Annotated in this window: 20 protein-coding genes; 9 read left to right on the top strand and 11 right to left on the bottom strand. The window is 60.3% G+C overall.

Translation table 11 applies throughout. The features are described from left to right. The first annotated feature begins 1 nt into the window (after position 1). Positions 2–856 carry an anti-sigma factor gene (locus tag VNX23_RS20885; RefSeq protein WP_325633151.1) on the top strand — a complete coding sequence of 285 codons (855 nt, stop codon included), beginning with the start codon at positions 2–4 and terminating at the stop codon, positions 854–856. A 568-nt stretch (positions 857–1,424) separates the two neighbouring features. Here the strand turns inward: VNX23_RS20885 and VNX23_RS20880 are convergent. The 3 genes from VNX23_RS20880 to VNX23_RS20870 all read right to left on the bottom strand — a co-directional run bounded on the left by VNX23_RS20880 (position 1,425) and on the right by VNX23_RS20870 (position 5,137). Then, positions 1,425–1,625 (bottom strand): hypothetical protein, encoded by a 201-nt coding sequence (locus tag VNX23_RS20880; protein WP_325633118.1) that lies wholly within the window; start codon positions 1,623–1,625, stop codon positions 1,425–1,427. Between the two features lie 335 nt (positions 1,626–1,960). Beyond that, positions 1,961–4,189, bottom strand: a complete 2,229-nt coding sequence (flhA, locus tag VNX23_RS20875; protein WP_325633116.1) for a flagellar biosynthesis protein FlhA — start codon at positions 4,187–4,189, stop codon at positions 1,961–1,963. Between the two features lie 333 nt (positions 4,190–4,522). After that, positions 4,523–5,137, bottom strand: a complete 615-nt coding sequence (locus VNX23_RS20870) for a LysR family transcriptional regulator (protein WP_325633114.1) — start codon at positions 5,135–5,137, stop codon at positions 4,523–4,525. Positions 5,138–5,421: 284 nt separating this feature from the next. On the opposite strand from VNX23_RS20870, the gene VNX23_RS20865 reads away from it, so the two are divergent. The 4 genes from VNX23_RS20865 (at position 5,422) to VNX23_RS20850 (ending at position 9,238) form a co-directional block, all read left to right on the top strand. Further along, positions 5,422–6,657, top strand: coding sequence for an MFS transporter (locus VNX23_RS20865; RefSeq protein WP_325633112.1), 1,236 nt, complete (start codon positions 5,422–5,424; stop codon positions 6,655–6,657). Between the two features lie 186 nt (positions 6,658–6,843). Next, positions 6,844–7,482 (top strand): hypothetical protein, encoded by a 639-nt coding sequence (locus VNX23_RS20860; protein ID WP_325633110.1) that lies wholly within the window; start codon positions 6,844–6,846, stop codon positions 7,480–7,482. Positions 7,483–7,703: 221 nt separating this feature from the next. Further along, positions 7,704–7,940, top strand: a complete 237-nt coding sequence (locus tag VNX23_RS20855; protein ID WP_325633107.1) for a hypothetical protein — start codon at positions 7,704–7,706, stop codon at positions 7,938–7,940. Between the two features lie 824 nt (positions 7,941–8,764). Beyond that, positions 8,765–9,238 carry a DUF1203 domain-containing protein gene (locus VNX23_RS20850; RefSeq protein WP_325633105.1) on the top strand — a complete coding sequence of 158 codons (474 nt, stop codon included), beginning with the start codon at positions 8,765–8,767 and terminating at the stop codon, positions 9,236–9,238. A 158-nt stretch (positions 9,239–9,396) separates the two neighbouring features. Here the strand turns inward: VNX23_RS20850 and VNX23_RS20845 are convergent, their stop codons facing one another. The 4 genes from VNX23_RS20845 to VNX23_RS20830 form a co-directional block, all read right to left on the bottom strand. Continuing rightward, positions 9,397–11,412 (bottom strand): protein-disulfide reductase DsbD family protein, encoded by a 2,016-nt coding sequence (locus VNX23_RS20845; RefSeq protein ID WP_325633103.1) that lies wholly within the window; start codon positions 11,410–11,412, stop codon positions 9,397–9,399. A 177-nt stretch (positions 11,413–11,589) separates the two neighbouring features. After that, entirely contained in the window at positions 11,590–12,186 is a 597-nt protein-coding gene (locus VNX23_RS20840; RefSeq protein WP_325633101.1) for a peroxiredoxin family protein, read from the bottom strand. Between the two features lie 218 nt (positions 12,187–12,404). After that, entirely contained in the window at positions 12,405–12,953 is a 549-nt protein-coding gene (locus VNX23_RS20835) for a redoxin domain-containing protein (protein WP_325633099.1), read from the bottom strand. Positions 12,954–13,031: 78 nt separating this feature from the next. Continuing rightward, the gene (locus VNX23_RS20830; RefSeq protein ID WP_325633097.1) at positions 13,032–13,511 is read right to left on the bottom strand and encodes a redoxin domain-containing protein; all 480 of its coding nucleotides are present in this window, start codon (positions 13,509–13,511) and stop codon (positions 13,032–13,034) included. Positions 13,512–13,596: 85 nt separating this feature from the next. Here VNX23_RS20830 and VNX23_RS20825 point away from each other — a divergent pair, with 85 nt between their 5' ends. Then, positions 13,597–14,052 carry a TetR/AcrR family transcriptional regulator gene (locus tag VNX23_RS20825; protein WP_325633095.1) on the top strand — a complete coding sequence of 152 codons (456 nt, stop codon included), beginning with the start codon at positions 13,597–13,599 and terminating at the stop codon, positions 14,050–14,052. Here VNX23_RS20825 and VNX23_RS20820 read toward each other — a convergent pair. Continuing rightward, positions 14,027–14,566 (bottom strand): carboxymuconolactone decarboxylase family protein, encoded by a 540-nt coding sequence (locus VNX23_RS20820; protein WP_325633093.1) that lies wholly within the window; start codon positions 14,564–14,566, stop codon positions 14,027–14,029. The two genes, VNX23_RS20825 and VNX23_RS20820, sit on opposite strands and share 26 nt — an antisense overlap. Positions 14,567–14,700: 134 nt before the next feature. On the opposite strand from VNX23_RS20820, the gene VNX23_RS20815 reads away from it, so the two are divergent. From VNX23_RS20815 to VNX23_RS20805, 3 genes are all read left to right on the top strand, one after another. Further along, positions 14,701–15,291 (top strand): TetR/AcrR family transcriptional regulator, encoded by a 591-nt coding sequence (locus VNX23_RS20815; RefSeq protein WP_325633091.1) that lies wholly within the window; start codon positions 14,701–14,703, stop codon positions 15,289–15,291. 543 nt (positions 15,292–15,834) lie between these two features. Continuing rightward, positions 15,835–17,397: a hypothetical protein gene (locus tag VNX23_RS20810; RefSeq protein ID WP_325633089.1), complete on the top strand. Its 1,563-nt coding sequence runs from the start codon at positions 15,835–15,837 to the stop codon at positions 17,395–17,397. A gap of 291 nt (positions 17,398–17,688) precedes the next feature. After that, entirely contained in the window at positions 17,689–18,480 is a 792-nt protein-coding gene (locus tag VNX23_RS20805; RefSeq protein ID WP_325633087.1) for a hypothetical protein, read from the top strand. A gap of 306 nt (positions 18,481–18,786) precedes the next feature. On the opposite strand, the gene VNX23_RS20800 is transcribed toward VNX23_RS20805, so the two are convergent. From VNX23_RS20800 to VNX23_RS20790, 3 genes are all read right to left on the bottom strand, one after another. Continuing rightward, positions 18,787–21,927, bottom strand: a complete 3,141-nt coding sequence (locus VNX23_RS20800) for an efflux RND transporter permease subunit (RefSeq protein WP_325633086.1) — start codon at positions 21,925–21,927, stop codon at positions 18,787–18,789. Continuing rightward, entirely contained in the window at positions 21,924–23,000 is a 1,077-nt protein-coding gene (locus tag VNX23_RS20795; RefSeq protein ID WP_325633084.1) for an efflux RND transporter periplasmic adaptor subunit, read from the bottom strand. Before VNX23_RS20795 ends, VNX23_RS20800 begins: the two co-directional genes overlap by 4 nt. Continuing rightward, a partial coding sequence (locus VNX23_RS20790) for an efflux RND transporter periplasmic adaptor subunit (RefSeq protein ID WP_325633082.1) occupies positions 22,997–23,809 on the bottom strand: 813 nt, incomplete at its 5' end. The genes VNX23_RS20790 and VNX23_RS20795, both read right to left, overlap by 4 nt.

The raw sequence follows: 23,809 nt of genomic DNA, 5'->3' as shown, positions 1-23,809 counted from the left end.
GATGGCTTACAGCGACGACGATATCGCGCTCGCGGCGGAATATGCTCTCGGCACACTTGACGCCGACGAGCGGGCGCAGGTCGAGACCATGATGGCCGCCGACAAGGACTTCACGGCGATGGTCCGGTCGTGGGAGCACAAGCTAGGCGCCCTCAACCAGATGGTCGGATCGGTCGAACCGCGGCCCGAGGTCTGGGAGGGGATCAGAGCTGCGATAGGTCATTCCGAAGCGCGGGCGCCGCTGGTGCTTCCCGAAACGCCGGCGCCTGCGGTCGCCCCTCCCGTCGAGGGCCAGGCGGCGGAAGACTCCAACGTCATTCGCCTCGTCGCCAATGCCAGGCGCTGGCGCACGATTGCCAGTGTCGCTTCCGCGATCGCAGCGGCGCTGGTTGCGATCATCGGTGTCGGGCTTTCAATGCCGGATCTGCTCCCGGACCGCATGCGTCCCCGGGCGCGGACACAGATTGTCGAAGCGAAGGCGCCGCCCGTACCGGCGCCGTCGGGCCAATATGTCGCCGTATTGCAGAAGGAAGGTGGCTCGCCCGCATTCATCCTCACCGTCGACAACGCCACCAGGAATTTCACCGTTCGCAGGGTCGGCGCGTCGGCCGAGCCGGGCAAGAGTTTCGAACTGTGGCTAATCTCCGACAGGCTGCCAAAACCGCGCTCGCTTGGCGTGATCGGAGGAAGTGAGTTCACCTCGCGTCCGGTGCTTTCGTCCTATGATGCCGAGATGGTCAAGGGCGCGACCTTCGCCGTGACGGTCGAGCAGGCCGGAGGATCTGCCGACGGCGCTCCGACTTCCGCGCCGGTGTTCAGCGGCAGACTGATCGAAACCGTACCGCCTGCGCGCTGAAGCGGAAGCTTTTCATCCCTCCCCCGCGAAAGCGTGGGGAGGGTGCCGTGGCGAAGCGACGGTCGGGTGGGGGCGACGTTGCTAAAAGGGTCTCGCACTGATTGTGCTCTATCGAAAGCCCCCAGTCTGCAGTCAATAGTGAAATTCAAACCCGAAAATGCAGCGGCACACAATCTGCCTGAAGAAATCGAAATGGAGCATTGGTGATGGTTCCTGCCTCATCTTCGACGGCAAGGTTGGCGACACCGTTCAGATGGCTTTGAGAGAGGAACCAAGTGTAAGCATCCGCCGAAATAGCATGGCGTGCAAACCGGCGGTTGACCGACCAACCAGGAGCCCTCCTCAACCGAAATAGGTCCTACGCCTTAGAGGGAGGGGGGACCGAAGCGTTCGTGCCGCTACCGGCGCACCAGAGATTTTTTCAGGCGATTACACAAAAAGAAAACGCCCGTGGGGAGCGGGCGTTTTCGGTCGTCTAGCCAACTTGGGGGTAGTTGGGTCTTCCAAACATCCACGTGGCTCTTTGGGGGGCTGGTAAAGGACCACGTGAATTCGCGAAACTGTTTGCTTACCTCACCATCGACGTGTTCGAACTCGTAATCGCAACGGGCTTGCCGGCCTTGATGACGCGCGCGCTCTGCGCATAGCCGTCATCTGAAGAACTGCGAGCCGAGATGCCGAAGCCAACGATGGCCATTCCCGCTACAAGCGCGACCACCACGACCTTGAGATGGGTCGAACGATCTGCGCTATAGATCGAATGGTTCACGGAAGCCTCCCGCCTGCCTTACGGAATTGGTATGGCGCATCCGCCGACAGGTTCATGATCTCGCGCTAAGAAACGTAGGAAATCGCCCTTCGTTTCCTAAGGGGTGATCACAAGCCAGTGATCACACGTGATTTCCCGCGACCGAGATTTTTAAAGAAATTAACAGGTATTTAAAAAAATGCAAGCTTTGCAATATCTTACTATTTAATCCGGCGCGATGGGTGAAATCGCCATGGAACTCGACCGAAATGAGAAAACATTTGCCTGTGGCGCAAAAACACGCCTCACGGGCCTGCCTCGGCTTCGCCGCCTGAGGGGCCTCGGGAGTGAACTACCTAGATACTGCCGACCGTCTTCAGCCGGGCGCGCGGATGGATTTCTGCCTGCGACAGCACCGTCGTTTGCGCCCGGAAGCGCTCGACCAGCGAGCGGACGAAGGGTCGAATGGCCGCAGAAGTCACCAGCACCGGCGACTCGCCGTCGCGCGCTGCCTGTTCGAAGCGCTCGCGCACCACAGTCATAAATTCCGAGAGCCTGGAAGGTTGCATGGCCAGGCTCCTTTCTTCGCCCTGGCCGATCAGTGACTCGGCGAAGGCCTGCTCCCATTTCGCCGACAGCGCGATCAGCGGCAGGTAGCCGTTGAGCGTCGTGTTCTGGGCGCAGATCTGGCGCGCGAGGCGGGCGCGGACATGTTCGACCATGGTTGCCGGGTTGCGCGAGAAGGCGAGCGCGTCCGCAATGCCTTCGAGGATGGTGGAGAGGTCGCGGATCGAGATACGTTCGGCCAGAAGCAGCTGGAGAACGCGCTGGATGCCGGAGACCGTCACCTGCGACGGCACGATGTCCTTGACCAGTTCGCCCTGTTCCTTCGGCAGATCTTTCAGCAGCTTTTGCACTTCGCCATAGGACAACAGGTCCGACATGTTGTTCTTGAGAAGTTCGGTGAGATGGGTCGAAAGCACGGTGGCGGCGTCGACCACGGTGTAGCCCTTCAGCGATGCTTCTTCCTTGAGGCCGGCGTCAACCCAGGTCGCGGGCAATCCGAAGGTGGGCTCGGTGGTGTGAATGCCGGGCACGTCCACCTGGTTGCCGCCGGGGTCCATGACCATGAACTGGTTCGGCCAGATCCGGCCCGTACCGGCATCCACCTCCTTGATCTTGATGATGTAGGTGTTGGCCTCCAACTGCACATTGTCGAGAATCCGCACCGACGGCATCACAAAACCCATCTCGATGGCGAGCGAACGCCGCAGCGCCTTGATCTGCTCGGTCAGCCGGTCGGTGCCGTCGGGACCATTCACGAGCGGCAGCAGGGCGTAGCCGAGTTCGATCTTGAGATCGTCGATCTTGAGCGCCGTGGAGATCGGCTCCTCAGTGGCTGCGCTTGCCGCGGCAGCGGGAGCCGCGGCTGCGCCGGCATCCGCCGCCGAGGCCGCGCGCTTGTGTTTGCGTGCCGAAAACGCCAGCGCCGCCGCGCCGCCGGAAAGGGCGAGGAACGGGATCATGGGAATGCCCGGCAGCAGCGCGAGCACCAGCATCACGCCGGCCGACATGCCGAGCGCCTGCGGATAACCCGAGAGCTGCTTCATCAGCGCCTTGTCGGCAGCGCCGGTGACGCCGGCCTTCGACACCAACAGGCCCGCCGCGGTCGAGACGATCAGAGCAGGTATCTGCGTGACCAGGCCGTCGCCCACGGTCAGCAGCGTATAGGTGTGGGCGGCTTCGGAAAAAGTCAGGCTCTGCTGGGCGACGCCGATGATGATGCCGCCGATGATGTTGATGAAAACCACCAGCAGGCCGGCGACCGCATCGCCGCGCACGAATTTCGACGCACCGTCCATGGCGCCGAAGAAGCCGCTCTCGTCTTCCAGCGCCTTGCGGCGTTCCTTGGCGATCTTCTCGTCGATCAGTCCTGCGGAGAGATCGGCGTCGATCGCCATCTGCTTGCCGGGCATGGCGTCGAGATGAAAACGCGCGGCGACTTCAGCGATGCGTCCCGAACCCTTGGTGATGACGACGAAGTTCACGATCACGAGAATCGCGAAGACGATAATCCCGATCACGAAATTGCCGCCCATCACGAAACTGCCGAAGGCCTCGATCACGTGGCCGGCGGCATCGGTGCCCTCATGGCCGCGCGACAGGATCAGTCGCGTGGAAGCGAGGTTGAGCGAAAGCCGCAGCATGGTCGAAATCAGAAGGACGGTCGGGAACGACGAGAATTCCAGCGGCGCCTGGATGAAGAGCGAGGTCATCAGGATCAGGATCGACAATATGATCGAGATCGCCAGGAACAGGTCGAGCACGATCGAGGGCAGGGGCAGGATCAGCACGACCAGGATGGTCAGGATGCCGAACGCCAGCGCCAGATCGCCGCGCTTCAGCATGGTGCCGATATCCGTCAGACTTGGAAACCCACTCGCCGGTGTCGTCCCGCCCTGACCCGCCGTGACATCGACCATGGTACTTGCTTCCCCCCGCGAGTGCCGTTCACGCGCGCCAAACGTCTGGGCGGCGGCCGCAGGGCCGCCGTTTCGAAAGTGAGGCACCGCACTGGCGTCCACGGGTACTCCCCGTATCTAACGCGGCTGACGACACTCAACTTCGCTAACCTGGTGGAGTGGATTTGACATTCGCTCCCCGCCTTTGCCCGCGGGTTCGTTCAGCGAATGTCAAATCCAAAACTCCACTGGCGATCTATATTTGCCAGTGGTCTTACGATTCCAACATTCGCAAAAGGGCCCGCTGAGAAGGGATGCGAATGTTAGAATCGGACCACTAGGCAATTTTTGCCCGGTGTATGGTTAGCAAAGGGTTAATGGCACGCAATCGGCCCTGTCATTCCGGGAATGGTCCAACAGGTCCGCGCTTGCACGGCCCGATCAATGGCAGAGTGGTTAGTTCGCCCGCGCGACTACCTTCGGGAAACGCTTGGCGGCGTCGGCGCCAAGGAGCCATGCGCGCAGGCTTTCGATTTCCGGGCAGTCGGCGGTCCCCTCTGGGCAGATCAGGCAGTCGCCAACGCCGGAACCAGCGTCGAGACGATCGCAGCGATAGCCGGGGTGGTGACCGAGGCTGCGGTCGACCAGCGCGTCGATCTTGCCCTCAACGAGCTCGTGCAGTCCGGCCGGCTCGACGATGCGAAGGCCGATTGTCGGATTCGCGGCGCGAAAACGGTCCGCGCCAAGCCGCGCGCGATGGAACCGGTTATGCACTCCAATCGTCAAGATCCCAGTAACTCCGGGCGGTTTTAACTGCGCCGTGGCGTCGGCGATGCAGCGGAATCCGTCACGTACCGACGCCACGTAGTCCCGCCCCGCGGACGTCAGCGTCAGCTGCTTGTGCAGCCGCTCGAACAGACGCACACCAAGCCGGTCCTCCAACGCCTTCACTTGCTGGCCGACGGCCCCCGGCGTCACGTGCAGCTCATGTGCGGCGAGCTTGAAGCTGAGATGGCGCGCGGCTGCTTCGAACGCGCGCAGCGGATTCATTGGTGGCAGGGTGTAGGTCATGGCGCGGACATTATCGCAGCATCGGCGGGCAAAGTTGCAATAGATTTTCTGTAGCTGACCGCGACCAACGCTGATTTGCGGCGGCGCCCGCATGGACCTAAAGCCTGATCCGGAAAAAGCCTGGCCTCGGGCTGCGACCCGATGGGTGCAATTGCCCATCGTAGTTCGATGCCGCATCGCTCCGGACCGGGCCATGCCATCCTCTGTTACGGTGCATCTGCATGCCCAATATCGCGCCATGGTGGTTGACCTTTAGGCTTAAGCCAAGGAAGTTTCGCCCCGCCGTGGATACCGCCTTTTACCCCCCGAAAAGCCCGACCCTGTTCATTCCCGACTCGCGCCGGGCATGGACGCGCCTCGCCACGGCGGTGCTGATCGGCTCGCTCGGCAGCGTCGGCATGTGGTCGGTCGTGGTCGCGCTGCCGGTGGTGCAGACAGAATTTGCAGCTTCGCGCGGCACCGCTTCGCTCGCCTTCACCATGGTGTTTCTGGGCTTCGGTTCCGGCGGGGTACTGACCGGAAAGATCGCCGACCGTTACGGCATCGTCGCCGCCATTGCGGTCGGTGTCGGCATTCTCGGGCTCGGCTATATCGGTGCCGCGATGTCGTCCTCGATCTGGCAATTCATTTTCGTGCATTTTGCCATCGGGCTGAGTTCGTCGGCGACGTTCGGACCGCTGATGGCGGAGGCCTCGCACTGGTTCGATCGCTACCGCGGGCTTGCTGTCGCGCTGGCCGCGAGCGGCAACTATATCGGCGGCACGATCTGGCCGCCGATCGTGAACTGGGGCATTCAGTCGGCGGGCTGGCGTACCACCCATATTATCATCGGCATCTTCACGGCAATCGCCATGACGCTGGCGCTGGGGGTGCTGCGCATGTTGATGGGCGCGGGCACAAGGCGCAGTCATATCGATGCGCCGCCGCCTGGTGTCGATTTGCGGCTTTCCACCAATTCTCTCACCGCGATCCTGTCGCTTGCGAGCATCTCCTGCTGTGTGGCGATGTCGATGCCCCAGGTTCACATCGTCGCCTATTGCGGCGATCTCGGTTACGGCGTGGCGCGTGGCGCCGAAATGCTGTCGCTGATGCTGGGATTCGGCATTATCAGCCGGATCGGCTCGGGCTTCCTTGCCGATCAGATCGGCGGCATCCGCACGCTTCTTGTCGGCTCGATCGCGCAAGCTACGGCGCTGTTGCTCTATCTGTTCTTCGACGGCCTCACTTCGCTCTACATCATCTCGGCGATGTTCGGCCTGTTTCAGGGCGGTATTGTGCCTAGCTACGCCATCATTGTTCGCGAGGCGATGCCGGCAGCGGAGGCCGCGACCCGCGTCGGCATCATCATCTTCGCTTCCGTTTTCGGGATGTCGTTCGGCGGCTGGATTTCCGGCGTGATCTTCGATGCGACCGGCTCATACGCGGCAGCCTTCGTCAACGGGCTCGCCTGGAACGCGCTCAACATCATCATCATGGCGGCGCTGTTGATCCGCTCGCGGCAGCGACTGGCGATGGCGTGAGCGGGAAGACTCTGCCCGGACGCCTCGCGCATTTCGAAAAAACGCTGCACAAAAACCAAAATAATTTGAAATCCTGCGGCGATCCAGTGACGAGAGACCGTGTCTTTAGCCCGTCGTTGCAACGATTCATCACTCGCCCGTTTTTTGCCTGCGAGCCTTATTTCAGGCGTACTTCGTCCTGATGAAATGCGCGCGATTGCTTTCCGCCCGGATTTCATGACTGTCTCGATCACAACCCCCCAGGAAGTTCCTGAAACCGCAGAAATCCTGCGGTTCCTGCACCGGTTTGCCGAGTTGATGTCTCGTGGCAGCAATTCGGAAAATCTGCTGCGCGCCGCGCGGCTCCTGGAAGCGCAGATGGACCAGCTGAAAGAGTCGAACGAACTTCTCCGGGTCGAACGGGTTCGGAGCGATACCAATTTGGAACTGCGCATGGCGCTCGAAGGCAGGGCGGCTGGGCTCGAGAGTGAAATGACGGCCCTGAAATCGCAACTGTCGGAGACCGAGCTGAGGCTGAGCGAAGTCGCGCTTGAGGCGGAACAAAAGCAGGGGGAACTGCTTCGCCGAGCCGAGGAAGCCGAGGCGCAGCTGGCCGCGGCGCGAACCGACCTTGCCAACAAGGCCTGTGGCGATACGCATGTTCTCGTGCCGGTCACGACGCTTCATCGCGCGAAGGCTCAGTTCGAATCGCTGGCCGCGGCCTTCGAGAAGTCGGGCAACATCGTCTCGCAGGTGATGTGCGAGGCGAGCGCGTCGAACCTTGACCGCGTCATCGTCGACGCCGGCGCGTCTGAGGCGGAAAACCGCTCAAACCATGCGGCTTGATGTGAAGCCGCGGCTCGCCCTGGCAAGACAATTGGCGAGGTGCATGGATTGGAACTTCTGTGCAGAAGTGAACGCAAGCCCACGCTCACTCACGCGAGCGATGCCCTTCGCGTTTGAGATCGATTGCGCCTTGCGCTGACCATCCAAAAAATCCGACCTGCCTGGAACTCGCGTTCGCTCCAGCGAATTGAGCCTTCGAATTTCATATTCGGAGAACAGTCATGAAGTGGATGCTTGCAACCGTCTTTGCGGCCGCGATCGCAACCGTCTCGATACACCCGGCCGATGCCAAGGGATGCATCAAGGGTGCGGTAGTAGGTGGCGTGGCCGGTCACATGGCAGGGCACGGCAAGCTCGGCGCGGCCGCCGGTTGCGTGATCGGCCATCACGAGGCCAACAAGTCCGACGCCAACAAGGCGAACGCGGCGCAGAACCAGAATCAGTCCGGGCAGAAGTAATCGCAAGCGAAATGGTGGCGAGCGCGGGCGCAATGCATTGTCGCGGCCAATTCAGCCACAAAGAAGTAACCATGCCGGACCTTCGGGCTGCGAACGGCTCGGATTTAATTCGCCTTTAATCTCCGTGCATCATTGATGCGACATCAGCGCGAAAAATTTCTAGTGCAGCAAGAGCTGCGGCGGCACTCAGCCTCTCCCGGAGGATTGCGTGAGGACGCCTCTTATTGGCGCGCTGGCCTTGACCTTGGTCGGCTGCAGCCGTCAACCGCCATCGCAGACGGCCGAAGCATCATGCGTCAGCCCAAATCCGTTCGCGTGCTTTATGGCCGTCGGTCTGCCGATGCCAATTGAGATATCGTTCAGGAGCAATTCGGCGCGGCCGGCTGCAGCTCACGACAAGGCCGATGCGCGGGCGGAAATCACTACGCGCCCACCCAAGTCCTCTGATCCGAACCATAAGTCCCGAAGTCGGGAGTTTGTGGCGCGCCCCAAACCGCCCGCAGCCAAAGCTCGGCATACGACTTGCCGTGCGTCTTCCGCCACGCCTTGCACGCTTTACATTCCTGTCTGTTCCACCACCGCCGACCCAAGAGCCAGCTGCACTCCGGCACCCCCCGCATTTCTGGGAAAATGGCGACCGCTGGCGGCGTGATCGATTGCCTGCGTCCTGCTTCAGGTCGCTCTGGCGCGAAATTGGTGCGGTCCGATCGCGGGCGGGGGGCCGGCCTGCAGAACCCCTGCTGCCGTTTTCCGGAAATCGGGTGGCTCGCTTGCGAGCGCCATGTTTCAGCTACCTTCGGAGTGACTGAAAAGCCGAAACGGAGATGGACATGTCCTTTTGTCTCTCGGGATTACCACTTGAGAATTTCAAGCCACTATTCGGGCTTAGCGACGAAGAGTTGTCGCTGAGAGGCATCGAGCGGAGGAGAACCGGCCCCAACAACGACTATCCGTGCAGGATAACCCTCGATGTCGCCAGACCCGGAGAAAATGTCCTTCTCCTGTCATATCCGGTCCAGGCCGAGACCTCTCCTTATCGCAGTATCAGCCCGATCTTCGTGCGAGAGTCGGCAGAAAGACAATACATTGGGTACGACGAAATTCCGGAGCAAATGCTGCCTCGATTGATGTCGGTCCGTGCCTTCGACGATCGTCACTACATTGTTGCAGCTGACGCAGTGCAAGGCTCGCAATTAGGCGATTTGGCCGAGCGCTTCCTTGGCAACCGTGAGATCTCCTATCTCCACGTCCATCATGCGCGTTGGGGGTGCTACGTCGGGCGCATCGATCGGGCGTAAAGACCTCGCGAGGTAGCTCTCCGGCTGAAGATACACCAGATCAAAGAACGCCCTGGCATCTGACCAGTGCCCAGTTTTGTTGGCGCGGCGTGATCCGGAGCGTATCTCCGCTGGGCCCGGTCGGACCTTTTGACCAGATTATCCCTGGATGCCTGCTCTTACTGCTGGCCCTGCACCTCACGGAGGACGGTAGCGACCGTGAGGATCTGTGGCAGAACGACGGGCGGCTTCTTGTCACCGTTTGCCGCTGGGTGGGGGTAGAACAAATAGAGCGGCACGCCGGCTCGGTTGTTCATCTCGAGGATCTTCGTAATTTCGGCATCCTGTCGGGTCCAATCGGCCCTGAGTGCCACGACTCCTTCTCTTCGAAAGGCGTCGGCCACAGCCGGATCAGCCAGTGCGATCCGTTCGTTTACCTTGCAGGTGATGCACCAGGCGGCTGTGAAATCGACAAAAACCGAATTGCCCCTTGAGCGAAAAGTCTCCAGCTTCTCCTGGGTGAAAGATTGCCACTCTATATTACCCGTGTTTGACGCGCCCTGCAGAGCCTGCAATGGACCGCTCTCGTCAACCAAAAGAAGCAGGCCGACCGCGCCCGTGACGGTCAGCGTCGACAGGCCAGTTCCCCAACGTCGCAATCTATCGTCGCTCAAGCACGTGGCGTTGTAGAGCCACGCCGCGAAGCCGATCAGCACAAGTCCGGACAGCGTCACCGTGATCGCGTACGCATCTGCCAGCTGAGAGAGAACATATATGAGCCAAACTGCGGTCCCGTAGACAGGAAACGCAAGGACCTCCTTGAGCTGCAGCATCCATTGCCCAGGCTTTGGCAGGATGCGACGAGTTCCAGGAACAAAGGTGATAATCAGATAAGGCAAAGCCAGTCCGAACCCGATGGCCTCAAGAACGACGAGGGATTTATACCAGGGCTGGGTTAGCGCATAACCTACCGCGGCGGCCATGAACGGCGCAGTGCAAGGCGTAGCGACAATCGTTGCGAGAGCTCCACCCACGAAAGATCCCGAATACCCCGAGCGCTGAGACAAATGGGAGCCGACGCCGGCCAGCCGATTTCCAATCGAAAATACGCCTGAAAGATTCAGGCCAACCGCGAAAAGCAGATAAATCAGGAGTCCGACAAAAAGGGGAGACTGCAGTTGAAATCCCCATCCGACCGCCGCGCCTCCAGCACGCAGACCCATCAGCGCGCTACCGATCACCGCGAAACTGACGAGAACACCTCCACCATAAGCAAGGCCCTGAAGGCGCATCTGACGCGACGTCAATTCGGCGTGCTCGAGCAGCGACAGCACCTTGATCGAAAGCACTGGCAGCACACACGGCATCAAGTTCAGTACAATTCCGCCGAGGAAAGCCAACAGAATCGCAGCCGCGAAGCCAACACTTGCGTCATCTATTTCAGGCGGCGACTGAAATGGCGCCGAGATCGAAATGGCAGGCGAAGCGCTGTCCGCTTGAGCAGCCCGATCGTGGTAGGAAAGAACTCCTCTGAGCGCGGCGGGCAATTTTTTCGATTTGCTGCGTTTCAGAACGATCGAAAGCCCGTGCGAATCGGCTGTGACGGACTGAGCGGCATCATCGTCGATGACGTCCGTGTCCTGCGGAAAGAAGCTTACATCGCTGAGCCGGGTCGCATCCCCCATTGCGACGCGAACGGTAATTTCCTCGTTTGAGGAAGTCGTCGTGGTCGGGAATGGGTTGGCCACGGGCAATTTGGCCCGCGTTGTGGCGAAGGCTCCGGCCCAGAGCGGATCGGGCCGCAACATTTCTCCAACTTGTACGGACAAGCTGACGTCGGTCTCCTCGGGGACACAAATATCCGAGCACGCAAGCCAGCTGACATGGGCGTTGAGCGTAACGGTAGAGTCCTGTCGCAGGCCAGGCGGTACGTCGATCGAGATCGGTAACAAGACCTCGCCTTCATATCCGTAGTTGACGACCGGACCCACCTTAAATCGTTCAGGGGTTGGCCAAAGCATAGGTGCGGCCACAAATCCCTTTGGAAGGGACCAGTTGATCGCCGTCGGAAGACCCCCGTCTCCAGGGTTCGACCAATAGGTGTGCCAACCGGGTTGAATTTCCTGCCGCAAGGCTACCTGAAATGGACGGCCCGGAACGACATTGGCCGTTTCGCCGACGAGGCTGACGGCCACGTGATTGCCGGTGGCTGCAGTGCCTTGCGAAAGCGCAGAGACACTGCAGGCCGACAGCACGCCACTTACCAGCACGAGCCTGACGACAAGCCTGAACGGCCAATACGACCAGCAGCGCCCTCGCATTCACCTTGCCTTCAATCCCGAGCAACTACGAAGGACTAAATGAGTCTAGCGTCAGCTCTTGGCCGCTGCGAGCGCGTCGAGTGCGCCAATGACAGCACTCGCGGGTGGCCGTACCTTGAATGATTCCTCGTACAGCTTCGTGCGTATGACGCCATTTTTGTCGAGGATAAAAATAATCGGTCTCGGCACGCCGTAAGCCCGATTGCCCGGCGGATATTGCGGGTCGCGCAGCTTGTACAGGTCGATGACTTCGGACTTCGGATCAGACAGGAATGTGAAGGAGATATTCCGCTGGTCGGCAAAGTTTTTCGTAATCTCCGGACTATCGTAGGAGAGCGCAGCGATCCGATAACCGCGCTTCTCTATCTCCGCCGCTCCGCTGTTGATATCGATCAATTGAGCCTTGCAAAACGGACACCAATCGGCGGATCGAAAGAACATCAGCACAAGACCTTTACTGCCCATTACGTCAGCCAGGGTACGAGGCACACCATTTTGATCGGGACGCTTGCCGATGTCCGGAGCAATCAAGCCGACGGGAGGACCAAGGTCTTCGGCCGCAGCTGGTTCAAGCGAGGACGCAAAAGCGAAAACCATGAACCCAAGGATCAGCTTGACCAAACTGGTCGTCCGAAAAGCGGTAGTCATAGGATCTCCTCCATTCGCACTTTCTGGGATCGGGGCCAAACGACCGCGACATGGCATCGCGACTCGAAACCGGCTCGCCGCGATTGGAGTTTCGTGCTCCGATCGACCAGTGTTACGTAGTGCCGGATCGTTCAAGATTTGTTGATCAAAACAACGCGGCAGAGATGCGCCGCGCGGTGGCGGTCATTCTCAATACCGGTGCTGCGCCAGATTGACCCTTACGCCGACTCAAGCCTTCGACTTGAGACGCCCTTCGCCAGCGTGAGCAGCTCATCGACGGACCACTGGTCGTAGGCGTCGGTGCCGTACTTCACCGCGTTGATACGTCCGGACGGCGCGATCAGGAAGTCGGCCGGCAGCCCCAGGGGGCCCCCACCGGCAACTCGCAGGGCGAAATGACCATGCGCCATACCGCGAAACGCGGCCCCGAGGGAGTTGAGGCTTACGAAGCTGATCGAGCTTTCGACCCCAAAATTCCTGTAATGGGCTTTCTTCGGATCGCCGACCATCAGGAAAGGAACATCCTTCTGGTAGGAGCGGATCGATTTCGGCGAGGAATGAAACACGATCACTTCCTTGATGCCGGCAGCTTCGATCTCTCGTGCGCGCTTCCTGAATTGCCCGATATGCGTGTTGCAAATCGGGCAATCAACGAAGCGCCGGAATTGCAGATGGACGAGGCGCTTTGCATCGGGGAGGTTTATGGCCTCCCCGGTTACGGCTTCCATCACCATCGACGGCAGCATGTCTCCAGACTTGAATTTCATAGCTTTTCCTCTCGCCTTGGCGATTGTTGACCGATTTGCCCCCAGAAACCCGATAAGCCTGCTGCGGCCTGCGGGGACTCAGGCCGCGGACCTGAGATAGGCGACCATGCCCATGACGTCCTCGGCGACCAGCCTCCCGAGCGGACCGCTGGAATAGACTGCGTTCAGTAGTCGGCCGTCGGGCGCCAGCACGAAGCCCGTCGCCTCAAGGTAACGCCGTGGTGTCTCGTTGATGTAGGCGCCGGTGATGGCCGCCACCTTGTCCACGTCCGCACTATGCCCAACCGGAAATTTCAGTCTGTGCTTTTCCACAGTGCCACCTGTCGCGGCTTCATCGTCGACCGACAGCGCGACGACCTTGATGCCCAATGCGGCGAGCTTTTCGCTGGTGTGCTGAAACCCGGCGAGCTGGGCCCGGCAATACGGACACCACCCGCCCCGATACATCAGGACGACACCGTATGATCCGGCGAAGTACTGAGGAATTCGGATCGTGCCACCGCCAGCAGCAGAGACATCAAGAGCGGGAAAGCTCTGGCCATTTTCTAGACGCGTCATCGACGACTCCCCTGAATTGGACTGGTCGGTCCAACACAACATGACTTAACTGGACTGTCAAGTCCAGTTAGCGTGATGTGCCTGCATGTCGGCAAATCAGCATTCTCAATCGCGTTCTCTGACCGCGCGCGGCGCGGCAACGCGCTCGCGTATCGTGAACGCCGCGGCCGATGTGATTTACGAGCATGGCGTCGAGCGAACGAGCCTGGATGAGGTGATGGCCGCAAGCGGCGTGAGCAAATCGCAGCTCTATCACTACTTCGCGGACAAGGACGCGCTGATCCTCGAAGTGATCGCTGTTCGGGCCGAGCGAGTTCTTGCCGCCCAGGAGCCGCATCTTGGCGCGCTGGATTCTCTGCGTGCGCTGCTGGCGTGGGGGCAGGCGATTATCCGGCTCAAATCAACGAAGCGCCGGAATTGCAGATGGACAAGGCGCTTCGCATCGGGGAGGCCTTTGGCCTCCCCGGTCACGGCTTCCGTCACCGTCGTCGACAGCATGTCGCCTGGCTTGAATTTCAGGCAGCCTGCTCCAACGGCGTGACAAGCGGAAAGTCAACTTCCGTTCCGATTACCAGGTTTATGTAATTGGCGAAGGTGAATAAGGCGACGTTTGCGACGATCTCCTGTATTTCCTCATCCGAGGCCCCTGCGGATTTCACCTTTTGGAAGTCTTCGGACGTAACAGCGCCGCGCTTGCGCACGATAGCCGCGGCAAACTTCAGCATGGCGTCGATTTTCGGATCGGTCGACCCGGCCCTCCGGCACGCCGCGAGTGTTTCATCCTTCATGCCCGAGCCCTTGCCGATCGCTGTAAAAGCGGAAAGACAATACGGGCAGCCATTGATCTCCGAGACCGCGATCGCAATTTGGTACCGAGTCTCGAACGGCAATACGCCGCCTTCAAGCGTTCCAGAAAGATCGAGAAAGCCCTGAAGTCCGGCTGGCGAATGGGCCATCGTTTTGAAAGAGTTCGGAGCGCCGCCGTATTTATTCACCACCGCATCGAGCAGTTCTTTCGCTTTTCCCTTGGCCATTCCCGGATCGATGGCCTTCATTCTCTGCGTCATGTTTAGTTCTCTCTTAATAGTAACTGGACTAGTCGGTCCAATTAATGTACCTGCATCTGGACTGTCAAGTCCAATTTGTGTAACGTGTTCGTGTGTCCGCAAATCAGAAATCCGAACCTCGCATGTTGACCGCCCGAGGAGCGGCGACCCGATCGCGCATCATCGAGGCCGCAGCCGATTTGATCTACGCGCATGGCGTCGAGCGAACGAGCCTCGACGATGTGATGGCGGCAAGCGACGTGAGCAAATCGCAGCTCTATCACTACTTCGCCGACAAGGACGCGTTGGCGCTCGAGGTGATCGCCAGGCAAACCGAGCGAGTTCTTGCCGCCCAGGAGCCGCATCTTGGCGCGCTGGATTCCCTGCGAGCGCTGCGGGCGTGGGGGCAGGCGATTATCCGGCTCAATGAGCAGGTTGACATGGGAGGCTGCCCGCTGGGATCACTGGCCAGCGAGCTGGCGAATTCGTCTGAAAGTGCACGAAAGCGCCTCGCTGGCGGCATCGGAACCTGGATCGACCGCATCGAGCGCGGCCTTGCGAAAATGCATGAGCGCGGCGAGCTCGCGAAGTCCGCCGATCCGCATGAACTGGCGATTGCATTGCTCAGTGCCGTCCAGGGCGGACTTCTTTTGGCCAAGACGACCCGAACAAGCCGTCCTCTGGAAATTGCGATGGACATGGCGATCGATCACGTCGCCAGGCACATGACCTGACGGCCAAGTCCCCAGCTCTCGACCTATAGCGTTTTCGAGCGAAGTGGATACCGGTTCGCGTGAAGAAAACGCGTCAAAACAAAAAACCAGAGCCTCGGTTCTGATTCCATCAGAACCGAAAAGGCTCTGGAAGGCAGGTCGTGACTACAGGCCGAAAATCTCAAGCAAATTGCGAGCAGCAGGCCGGCGTGGTGGGCGCACCAGGACTCGAACCTGCAACCAGACCGTTATGAGTGGCAGGACAAAGGACGCGCTTGTTGATTTTCTTGCGGTTTCGTTCGACTTGGATCGCTTGCGTCGCGTTTCGTTTGCGCCGTTTCTGGTGCGAAACTGGTGCGGTGCCGCCTGAGGCATTGCCCGAGGCTCTGCGTTTGAGAGGTCCGCTTCCCTACCGAAGCGGGCGATCGCTCTTTCATCGAGGTCGGCCGCAGGCCGGGAGCGGGCTTGGGCTCGCTATTATTCCAGCGAGAGTTACTGGCGAGAATCAGGTCGAACCGATATGGGATCGCTTCCGCAAAAGTCCAGGTTCGGCCGTCCAGCACCATGATTACCTCTGATTTGCAAACCACGACAGCTCGGAAGCAATTTGGCTCGGATCGATCGCTGGCGATTACCGTTTTTGTGTTGCTGACCGCCGCTTCGCTACTGCCTGTCTTGCTGACGCCCATCCCGGCGATGGTCGATTATCCCAATCATCTCGCCCGAATGTACATCCTGAGCCGGAACGGCACCGCTGAAGCCAATCCGTACTACGAGGTGACCTGGGCGCTTTATCCCAATCTGGCAATGGATCTGCTGGTCCCGCAAATAGCGCAGCTGATCAGCGTCGAAAATGCGACCCGGCTGTTTCTGCTGTTGAGCCAATCATTGATTATCGGCGGCGCGCTGGCGCTCGAACGAGTCGTGAAGGGCCGCGTCCATTTGGCTGGCTTCGCCGCACTCATGTTCCTCTACTGCCTGCCGTTCAGCTGGGGTTTTGTGAATTTTGAATTTGGGCTGGGCGTGGCGCTCTGGGGTATCGCAGCCTATCTGGCGGTGGCGGCGCGTGCATGGCCGATCCGTTTCGTCGTCAACGCGGTTTTCGTCACGGCGCTGTTTGCGGCGCACTTCTTTTCGCTCGGCATCTATGGCGCGACGCTCGGACTGTTTGAGCTTTGGCGTGCCTACGACCGAAAGGCACCGTACCGCGATGCCGCCTTGCGCCTTGTGGTGCTCGCGATACCGGCGGTGGCGCTCCTCGAACTCATGAGGTTGACCGCCGGATCAATCGGAAGCGAAGGATCGACCTGGTTCCTTGAATTCAAGCCGCTCTGGCTGTTTCGCATCATGAACGGCTACAATTTGACAGTATCGGGAGTAACCGCGTTGGCGCTGCTGGCCTCGCTGTACTTTGCGGCCAAACACGATGTTCTAAAGCTGGAACCAGCGGGAATTTGGCTCGCGGTCGGCTTTGCGCTGTTTTATCTGGCAATCCCGTCGAAGCTGCTCGGCACCTCATTTGCTGACCTCCGCATGATCCCCGCCGCGGCCTTGATCCTTCCGGCCTTCTGTTCGCTGTCGTTGCCTGGCAGGCGATGGACGGTTGCGGCACTCACCATTGTCACCGCAATCACGCTCGCCAATTTGGCGACCGTCTACCTGGTCTGGCTGTCCTATCGCGCGGACTATGCGGCCATCATTTCGTCATTCCACAAGATCGACCAGGGTTCGCGGGTGCTCGTGGGCGGCAGTAGTGAGGGTGAGGACCCGCCGTTCAATGATCTCACGCAGTATCCGATGTTCTATGCACCGACTCTGGCTGTGCACTACGCCAGCGCCTTTGTGCCGAACCTGTTCACCGCGGTGGGTAAACAACCGGTGCAAGCGCGCCCCGATCTGCGGCGTCTCGCCATCCCCTATGGTGGGCCGGTGCCGATAGCTGTGCTTGCCGCGGTCGTGGCGGGCCAACCGCCGTCCGGCGTTCCGGCTTTCATCAGCACCTGGCAGCGGGACTACGACTACCTCTATGTGGTCGGCCGCCATGTAGCGAACCCTCTGCCAGACCTGCTGGAAGAATTGGACCGGTCTGCGCGTTTTGTTCTCTACAAGATCCGCCGCACCCGCTAGCCGCCCATCACGGAAGCCGGCGAAAACAGCGCGAAGAAAATTACCGAAGGTTGTAGAAAGGCCGCTTAACTATTTGCCTGGACTCATCTCCCATGTCCGAGCCGATCATATTGACGGTCATCACCAGATCGCGGGTCTCGTTCTGATTTCCCGCGACAAACATTAACCATATCGGGCATTTCAAGCAGGGGCCCCGATACTTAATGTGCGTTTAATGGTTTTGCGCGAGATAGAGAGCCTAGCGCGGAGGCCAACGAATGCGGCGGACATTCATCGATTTAGGGGAATCGGTTGAGGACGCCTCTCATTATCGTGGTCGCTACGACCTTGGTCGGCTGCAGCCGTGAGCCACCACATCAAGCGATCACGCCATCATCCGCTGACCAACGCCAGTTTGCAGGTGTGAACAGAACGGCGGCTCGTCAGCCGAACGAGTTAGCGTCCTTCAAGGCCCGTTCTCCGACAGAAACCAAGCTGAAGACCGAAAGGCCGCAGCGCCGTCGCGACAGTCATAGGACCGCTCATCACGTCAAGACGAAGGCAAAGCCCACCCACATCACGGCAAAAACAGAGCCTTCGGCAAACCGTAGATTGCTCCCGCCGCCCTCTTCGGGCAAGCAACTCGAGCCGAAAAGCGGCATCGCTGCTCCCGGTTCGGGCACGACAGCGCAGCCCACTGTCGGTCTTGCTCCGAAATCCAACAGCAGAACGATACAGCAGCAAGTGGCGGCAGCGACTGCGGTCGCAGAACGAATGACGGCGGCCCTGGCAACTCGTAAGACGGACCTCCTTGTTGCCATTGTACTGGCTAATCCGGAGATCAGATCGGTATCCGATCTTAAAGATAAAGGCGTAGCGATGGATGAGAAGTATTCTTCTTCAGGCACCGATGTTTGGATCGCGTTTGTGGCAGCAGGAGCGCTTTCGGTCCATTTGAGCGCAGAACACACCAGGGCGATTGATCGGTTGCTGAACGGAGAGGTGCTGGCTGCGGTCCTGACCTTGGCTTCTGCGGAATCAGCCGAGGCATTTCCTGACATACCGGGCTTCAAGGTTTTTAAGGTTCCGCTTTCACCACAATAGGCAGTCCGCATACGCATAGCCGTAGTTGGCCGCGTGCGTCGCCGCTGCCTGGCCGCGGTCGTGGCGGGCCAACCGCCGTCCGACGTTCCGGCTTTCATCAGCACCTGGCAGCGGGACTACGACTACCTCTATGTGGTCGGCCGCCATGTAGCGAACCCTCTGCCAGACCTGCTGGAAGAATTGGACCGGTCTGCGCGCTTTGTTCTCTACAAGGTCCGCCGCACCCGCTAGCGGTCACGAACACCACGAAGCACATTGCTCCGATGCCGAACGTGAAGAGGCTCAAATCTTCTTTCATGCTGGCTCCTACGCGCTTTCCAGTTCGCGCGGAGAGGGCACGTCAGCTGACAGATCTAGTTGCAATTTGGGGGCAATCAGATTTTCGTGAGTGTTGTCCGTTGCGGGCGCTGGCTCCTTGATCCGGAACCACGCCACATAGAGCGCCGGCAAAAACAGCAGCGTCAGCATCGTCCCCACGATGATGCCGCCCATCATCGCGTAGGCCATGGGCCCCCAGAAAATCTCGCGTGCAATCGGGATGAGGGCGAGACTTGCTGCAGCGGCGGTCAGCATGATCGGCCGCATGCGGTGCTCGGTCGCTTCCACCACCGCGTCCCATGCAGGGCGTCCCACCTTCCTCAGGTCCTCGATTTGCACGATCAGGATCACCGAGTTGCGGATCAGGATCCCGATCAGCGCCAGCACACCGAGGATCGCAACGAATCCGAGCGGCGCTCCGCTTGGCAGCAAGGCCATGACAACACCGATCACGGCGAGGGGGGCCACTGCGAACACCAGGAACAGCCGGTGAAAGCTCTGCAGCTGAACCATCAGGATGGTGGCCATGATGAAGAGCATCAGCGGAACGACCGCCTCGATCGGGGCCTGGCTCTTCGCACTTTCCTCGACCGACCCCCCGATCGCGACCGAGTATCCGGCCGGCAGTCCTTTTGCGAACTCCTGAACCTTCGGCGCAAGTTGATCCACGATCGTCTTCGGCTGTACGGTGTCGAGGGTGCTTGCCTTGAGCGTGATCGTGGGAAGCCGCGATCGGCGCCAGATCGTCGGCTGCTCGATTTCATAACGTAGCGTGGCGACCGCTCCGAGCGGCACCGACTGGCCGCCAAGGCCGGTCAATTGCAGGTCGCGCAGCGTATCGATTGATGCGCGCTCCGGTGCGGTCGCGCGTCCCGTCACATTCACCAGGTAAATGCTGTCGCGTAGCTGGGTGATCGAGGAACCGGCAAGGACGCCGTTCAACGTCGTCGCGATATCTTCTGAACTCACGCCAAGCTGGCGCGCCTTGTCCTGCAGGACATCGACTTTGACGACGCGTGCCGGCTCCATCCAGTCGAACACGACATGATTGAGGTGTGGATTGGCGCGCGCAATGCCGGCCAGCTCTTGGGAAAACTCCCTCACCTTGGCGATATCGGGTCCGCTCAGGCGGTACTGCACGGGACGCCCGACCGGAGGTCCGACCTCGAGCAGTTTGACGAAGGTGTCGGTGCCCGGAAAGGTCTTTCTCAGATAGGTTTCGAATTGTGCCTTGACGCGGTCCCGCGCGGCAATGCCACCCTTGGTGACGACGACCATCTGGCCAAACCAGGCGTTCGCCGTCTGCACGTCGAATGAGAGCACAAATCGTGGAGCGCCGGTGCCGACATAAGTCGACCAATGGTCAACACCAGGATTGCCCTGCAGCTGTTCATGCTCGAAGCGGGCAATCTGCGCATTGGTCTCGGTGATTGAAGCGTTTTGAGGCAGGTTCCAGTCAATGACCAATTCCGCACGGTCCGATGACGGAAAGAACTGCTGTTGCACGAATTGCATACCGAACAGAGCGAGCGCAAACGCCGCAACCGTCACCCCGACGGTGATCCAGCGGTGACGCATGCAAACCAGAAGCAGGCGGGCGAACGTCTGCCCAACCCGGCCTTTGGATTCATGATGACCTTTCATCCTGGCCGGCAGGATCGTGACGCCAAGCAAGGGCGTGAACAGCACGGCAACGATCCATGACACGAGCAAGGACACGGCAATAACCACGAACAGGGTGTAGGTGAATTCACCGGCGTTGCTGGAGTTGAGGCCAATCGGGATGAAGCCGGCGACGGTGACCAGCGTACCGGTCAGCATCGGAAATGCGGTAGAGGTGTAGACGTGCGTTGCGGCCATCTCCAGGGGATCGCCGACTTCCAGCCGCGCCACCATCATCTCGACGGCGATCATGGCGTCGTCGACCAGAAGCCCGAGCGCGATGATCAGGGCGCCCAGCGAAATGCGCTGCAGCGAGATTCCTGCATACGCCATCACCACGAATGTGATCGCCAGAACCAAGGGGATCGCGATCGCAACGACCAGGCCGGCACGAATGCCGAGGCTCAAGAAGCTGATGGCGAGCACGATGACCACCGCTTCGAACAGGGCTTCCGTGAAGCCCGACACGGCATGCTCGACAACGACCGGCTGGTCAGCGACGAGATGAACTCCCAGGCCGATCGGCTGCTCGGCCAGAATCTTGGACATTTCCTCTTTCAGCGCCTCGCCGAATTTCAGCAAGTTCGCACCCGACTTCATCCCGATCGCGAGTGCGATGGCGGGTTGACCGTTGAAGCGAAATAGCGTCGCGGGCGGATCGGCGTAGCCGCGCGAGATGGTTGCCACGTCGGTCAGCGGAAAGAAGCGATCGTTGACCCTGAGATTGATCGCCTTCAGGCTTTCCTCGGATGCGAATTGACCGTTGACCCGCACGCTGATGCGCTCCGGGCCCTCCTGGAATACGCCCGAGGGCGCGACGGCATTTTGCGCCTGCAGCGAGGAAACGATTGAACGGGTGTCGAGGCCGAGCGCCGCGATTTTCCGGGTCGAAAATTCCAGGAAAATGATTTCATCCTGCGCGCCGAGAATGTCGACTTTGCCGACGTTCGGGACGGTCAAGACTTTTGCGCGAATGTCCTCGACGCGGTCGCGCAACTGGCGCTGGGTCAGGCCGTCGCTGGTGAAGGCGTAGATGTTGCCGAAGACGTCGCCGAAGCGGTCGTTGAAGCCGGGACCTACGACCCCTTGCGGGAAATCGCCCTTGATGTCCGCGATCATATTGCGCACGCGCGCCCAGGTCGGGGCGACGTCGGCAGCCTTCGTCGTGTCGCGTAGATAGACGAAGACAGTGGTTTGGCCCGCAACGGTGACGCTCTTGGTATAATCGAGCGACTCCAGCTCTTCGAGCTTCTTCTCGATCCTGTCGGTGACCTGGCGCGTCATTTCCTCGGGCGACGCACCCGGCCACTGCGCCCCGATCACCATGGTCTTGATGGTGAAATCAGGATCTTCCTGCCGCCCCAGCTGCAGGTATGCGAAGAGACCCGCCGCCATGAAGGCGATCATGAAATACCAGATGAGCGAACGATGGCCGAGTGCCCAGTCGGAAAGGTTGAAGGTTTTCATGGCGTGGCGTCCTGTTCGATGCGGACATGCTGTCCTTGTTTGAGGCTGTGGGTTCCGGCAGTCACGATGCGCGCTCCGGCGATAAGACCCCCGGCTAGGCGAATGCCGCCCTCGTCCTCGGAAAGCTCGACCTTGCGGAGCGAAACCGTGCTCGTGGGAGCGTCGATGACCCAGACGAAGGTCTCAGCACCCTCTTTGAGGACGGCGGACGCGGGCACTCGGAGAACTGCGCCGTGAGTGCTGCTTAGCCTTGCTGTGATGGTGCTTCCGAGCCGGAAGCTTTCGGGCGGATGATTCAAGGCGATACGGACGCGGCGCGTGCGCGTCACTTGGTCGGCCTGCGGCGCGATTTCACGAACCTGGCCCTGCACTTGAACGGCAGGAAGCAACTGCAAGCTGACGGTGAACGGCAAACCGACGGTCAAGGGCACAGGGAAGTCCGCGCCGATATCGATCACAGCCTCCCGGACATCCGGCCGCGCCACGGTCACCACGGTCTGACCCGGCGAGAGCACTTCTCCCACCTCGGCGCTCACGGCCGTGACGACACCGGCGAAGTCGGCCTTGACCTGGGCATAGCCGAGCTGCTCGATCGCCTTGGTCTGGTTCGCGCGGGCGCGAGCGGTCGATGCTTGTGCGCCTGCGCGCACCTGCTCTGCATCGTCAAGCGTCTGTTTCGTCGTGGCTTCGGTCTTGATCAGGATCCGCTTCCGCTCCTCGGTCCCGATTGCGTTTTCGAGCAGGGCCTGGGCTTTCGAAAGGTCCGCTTTCGCTGACCGCACCGCGAGCGCCAGGGCAGTCGGGTCGATTGCGGCAACCATCTGCCCCTCGGCTACCAGATCTCCGACGTTGACTGGACGCGCGATCAGGCGCCCCAGCACACGGAAGCCGAGATTGGTCTCGTATCGGGGTTGGACGGTTCCAACCGCCACCGTGCTCCCCGATACGGCCGGTTGCAGGACGGTTGATAACACGGGCCGGACGGGCTCCGGGGCCTTCGCCTCCTGCTTGCATCCGGCCATCGCCAATGCCGAAGTGATGGCGCTTGCAACGACAAGCAATCGCGTTCTCATGACCGATCTCCATCGAATGTCACGGGCTGGCCGGAGCTCAGCAGCTTGCCTCCGTCGATGACGACGCGATCTCCAGCCTGCAGCCCTTCCTTGATCACGACCGCTTCGGCATCGTAAGCGCCGACAGTCACCGGCTTAAGCGACGCTGTGCCTGACTTGGGATCGACGATCCAGACGGCGGGCTTTGAGCCCGTTGCCATCAGGGCGGTCCACGGCACGGTGATCTCCGTGGCCGGTTTGGTACCGGCGCTGCCCGCGATGGCGCTTCCGAGCGCCATCGCCGGAGGCGGATTTTGGATTGCGACTTTGACACGAACCGTGGAGCTCTTGGGATCGACGGCAGGCGATATTTCCCTGACGTAGCCGACGGCGGTCACGTCAGAACCCGAGACCAGCGCCAGCGAAACGTGGCCGCGCTCCACATCGCCAAAGAATATGGATTCAGGGACATCGAAGACAGCATCCCGCTCCCCGTCTTGCGCGAGCGTGAAGACTGATTGGGTCGCCTGCACGACTTGCCCGACTTCGAGGTTTCGGGCGGTAATCACACCCCCCGTGCGGGCGTACAGTTCGGTATCGCCCAGTGCCTCGCGGGCCGTTCCCAACTGCGATTTTGCCGATTCAAGCGCGCTTTGTGCGGTTCGCAGTTGCTCCTGCGCCTGGTCATAGGCTGTGCGGGTGGTGAAGCCGCTCGACAGGAGATAGCTCTGCCGGTCAAAGGTCGCTTGCGCCACGCGCAACTGGGCCTCCGCCGCGGCCACACTCGCGGTCGCGGCGTCAAAATCGGCCTGCTGCTCGGCCGGATCGAG

Source organism: Bradyrhizobium sp. (assembly GCF_035570375.1).
Lineage (GTDB): Bacteria > Pseudomonadota > Alphaproteobacteria > Rhizobiales > Xanthobacteraceae > Bradyrhizobium.
The sequence above is the reverse complement of the archived record's forward strand: the minus strand, read 5'-3'. Positions and strand labels throughout refer to the sequence as shown.

Excerpts from the sequence above, each read along its gene's own strand:
- VNX23_RS20860 (WP_325633110.1), top strand. The coding sequence starts at position 6,844 with ATGCGCGCGATTGCTTTCCGCCCGGATTTCATGACTGTCTCGATCACA.
- VNX23_RS20795 (WP_325633084.1), bottom strand. The coding sequence starts at position 23,000 with ATGAGAACGCGATTGCTTGTCGTTGCAAGCGCCATCACTTCGGCATTG.
- VNX23_RS20835 (WP_325633099.1), bottom strand. The coding sequence starts at position 12,953 with ATGAAATTCAAGTCTGGAGACATGCTGCCGTCGATGGTGATGGAAGCC.
- VNX23_RS20840 (WP_325633101.1), bottom strand. The coding sequence starts at position 12,186 with ATGACTACCGCTTTTCGGACGACCAGTTTGGTCAAGCTGATCCTTGGG.
- VNX23_RS20825 (WP_325633095.1), top strand. The coding sequence starts at position 13,597 with ATGTCGGCAAATCAGCATTCTCAATCGCGTTCTCTGACCGCGCGCGGC.
- VNX23_RS20830 (WP_325633097.1), bottom strand. The coding sequence starts at position 13,511 with ATGACGCGTCTAGAAAATGGCCAGAGCTTTCCCGCTCTTGATGTCTCT.
- VNX23_RS20800 (WP_325633086.1), bottom strand. The coding sequence starts at position 21,927 with ATGAAAACCTTCAACCTTTCCGACTGGGCACTCGGCCATCGTTCGCTC.
- VNX23_RS20815 (WP_325633091.1), top strand. The coding sequence starts at position 14,701 with ATGTTGACCGCCCGAGGAGCGGCGACCCGATCGCGCATCATCGAGGCC.
- VNX23_RS20870 (WP_325633114.1), bottom strand. The coding sequence starts at position 5,137 with ATGACCTACACCCTGCCACCAATGAATCCGCTGCGCGCGTTCGAAGCA.
- VNX23_RS20855 (WP_325633107.1), top strand. The coding sequence starts at position 7,704 with ATGAAGTGGATGCTTGCAACCGTCTTTGCGGCCGCGATCGCAACCGTC.
- VNX23_RS20850 (WP_325633105.1), top strand. The coding sequence starts at position 8,765 with ATGGACATGTCCTTTTGTCTCTCGGGATTACCACTTGAGAATTTCAAG.
- VNX23_RS20885 (WP_325633151.1), top strand. The coding sequence starts at position 2 with ATGGCTTACAGCGACGACGATATCGCGCTCGCGGCGGAATATGCTCTC.
- VNX23_RS20810 (WP_325633089.1), top strand. The coding sequence starts at position 15,835 with ATGATTACCTCTGATTTGCAAACCACGACAGCTCGGAAGCAATTTGGC.
- VNX23_RS20820 (WP_325633093.1), bottom strand. The coding sequence starts at position 14,566 with ATGAAGGCCATCGATCCGGGAATGGCCAAGGGAAAAGCGAAAGAACTG.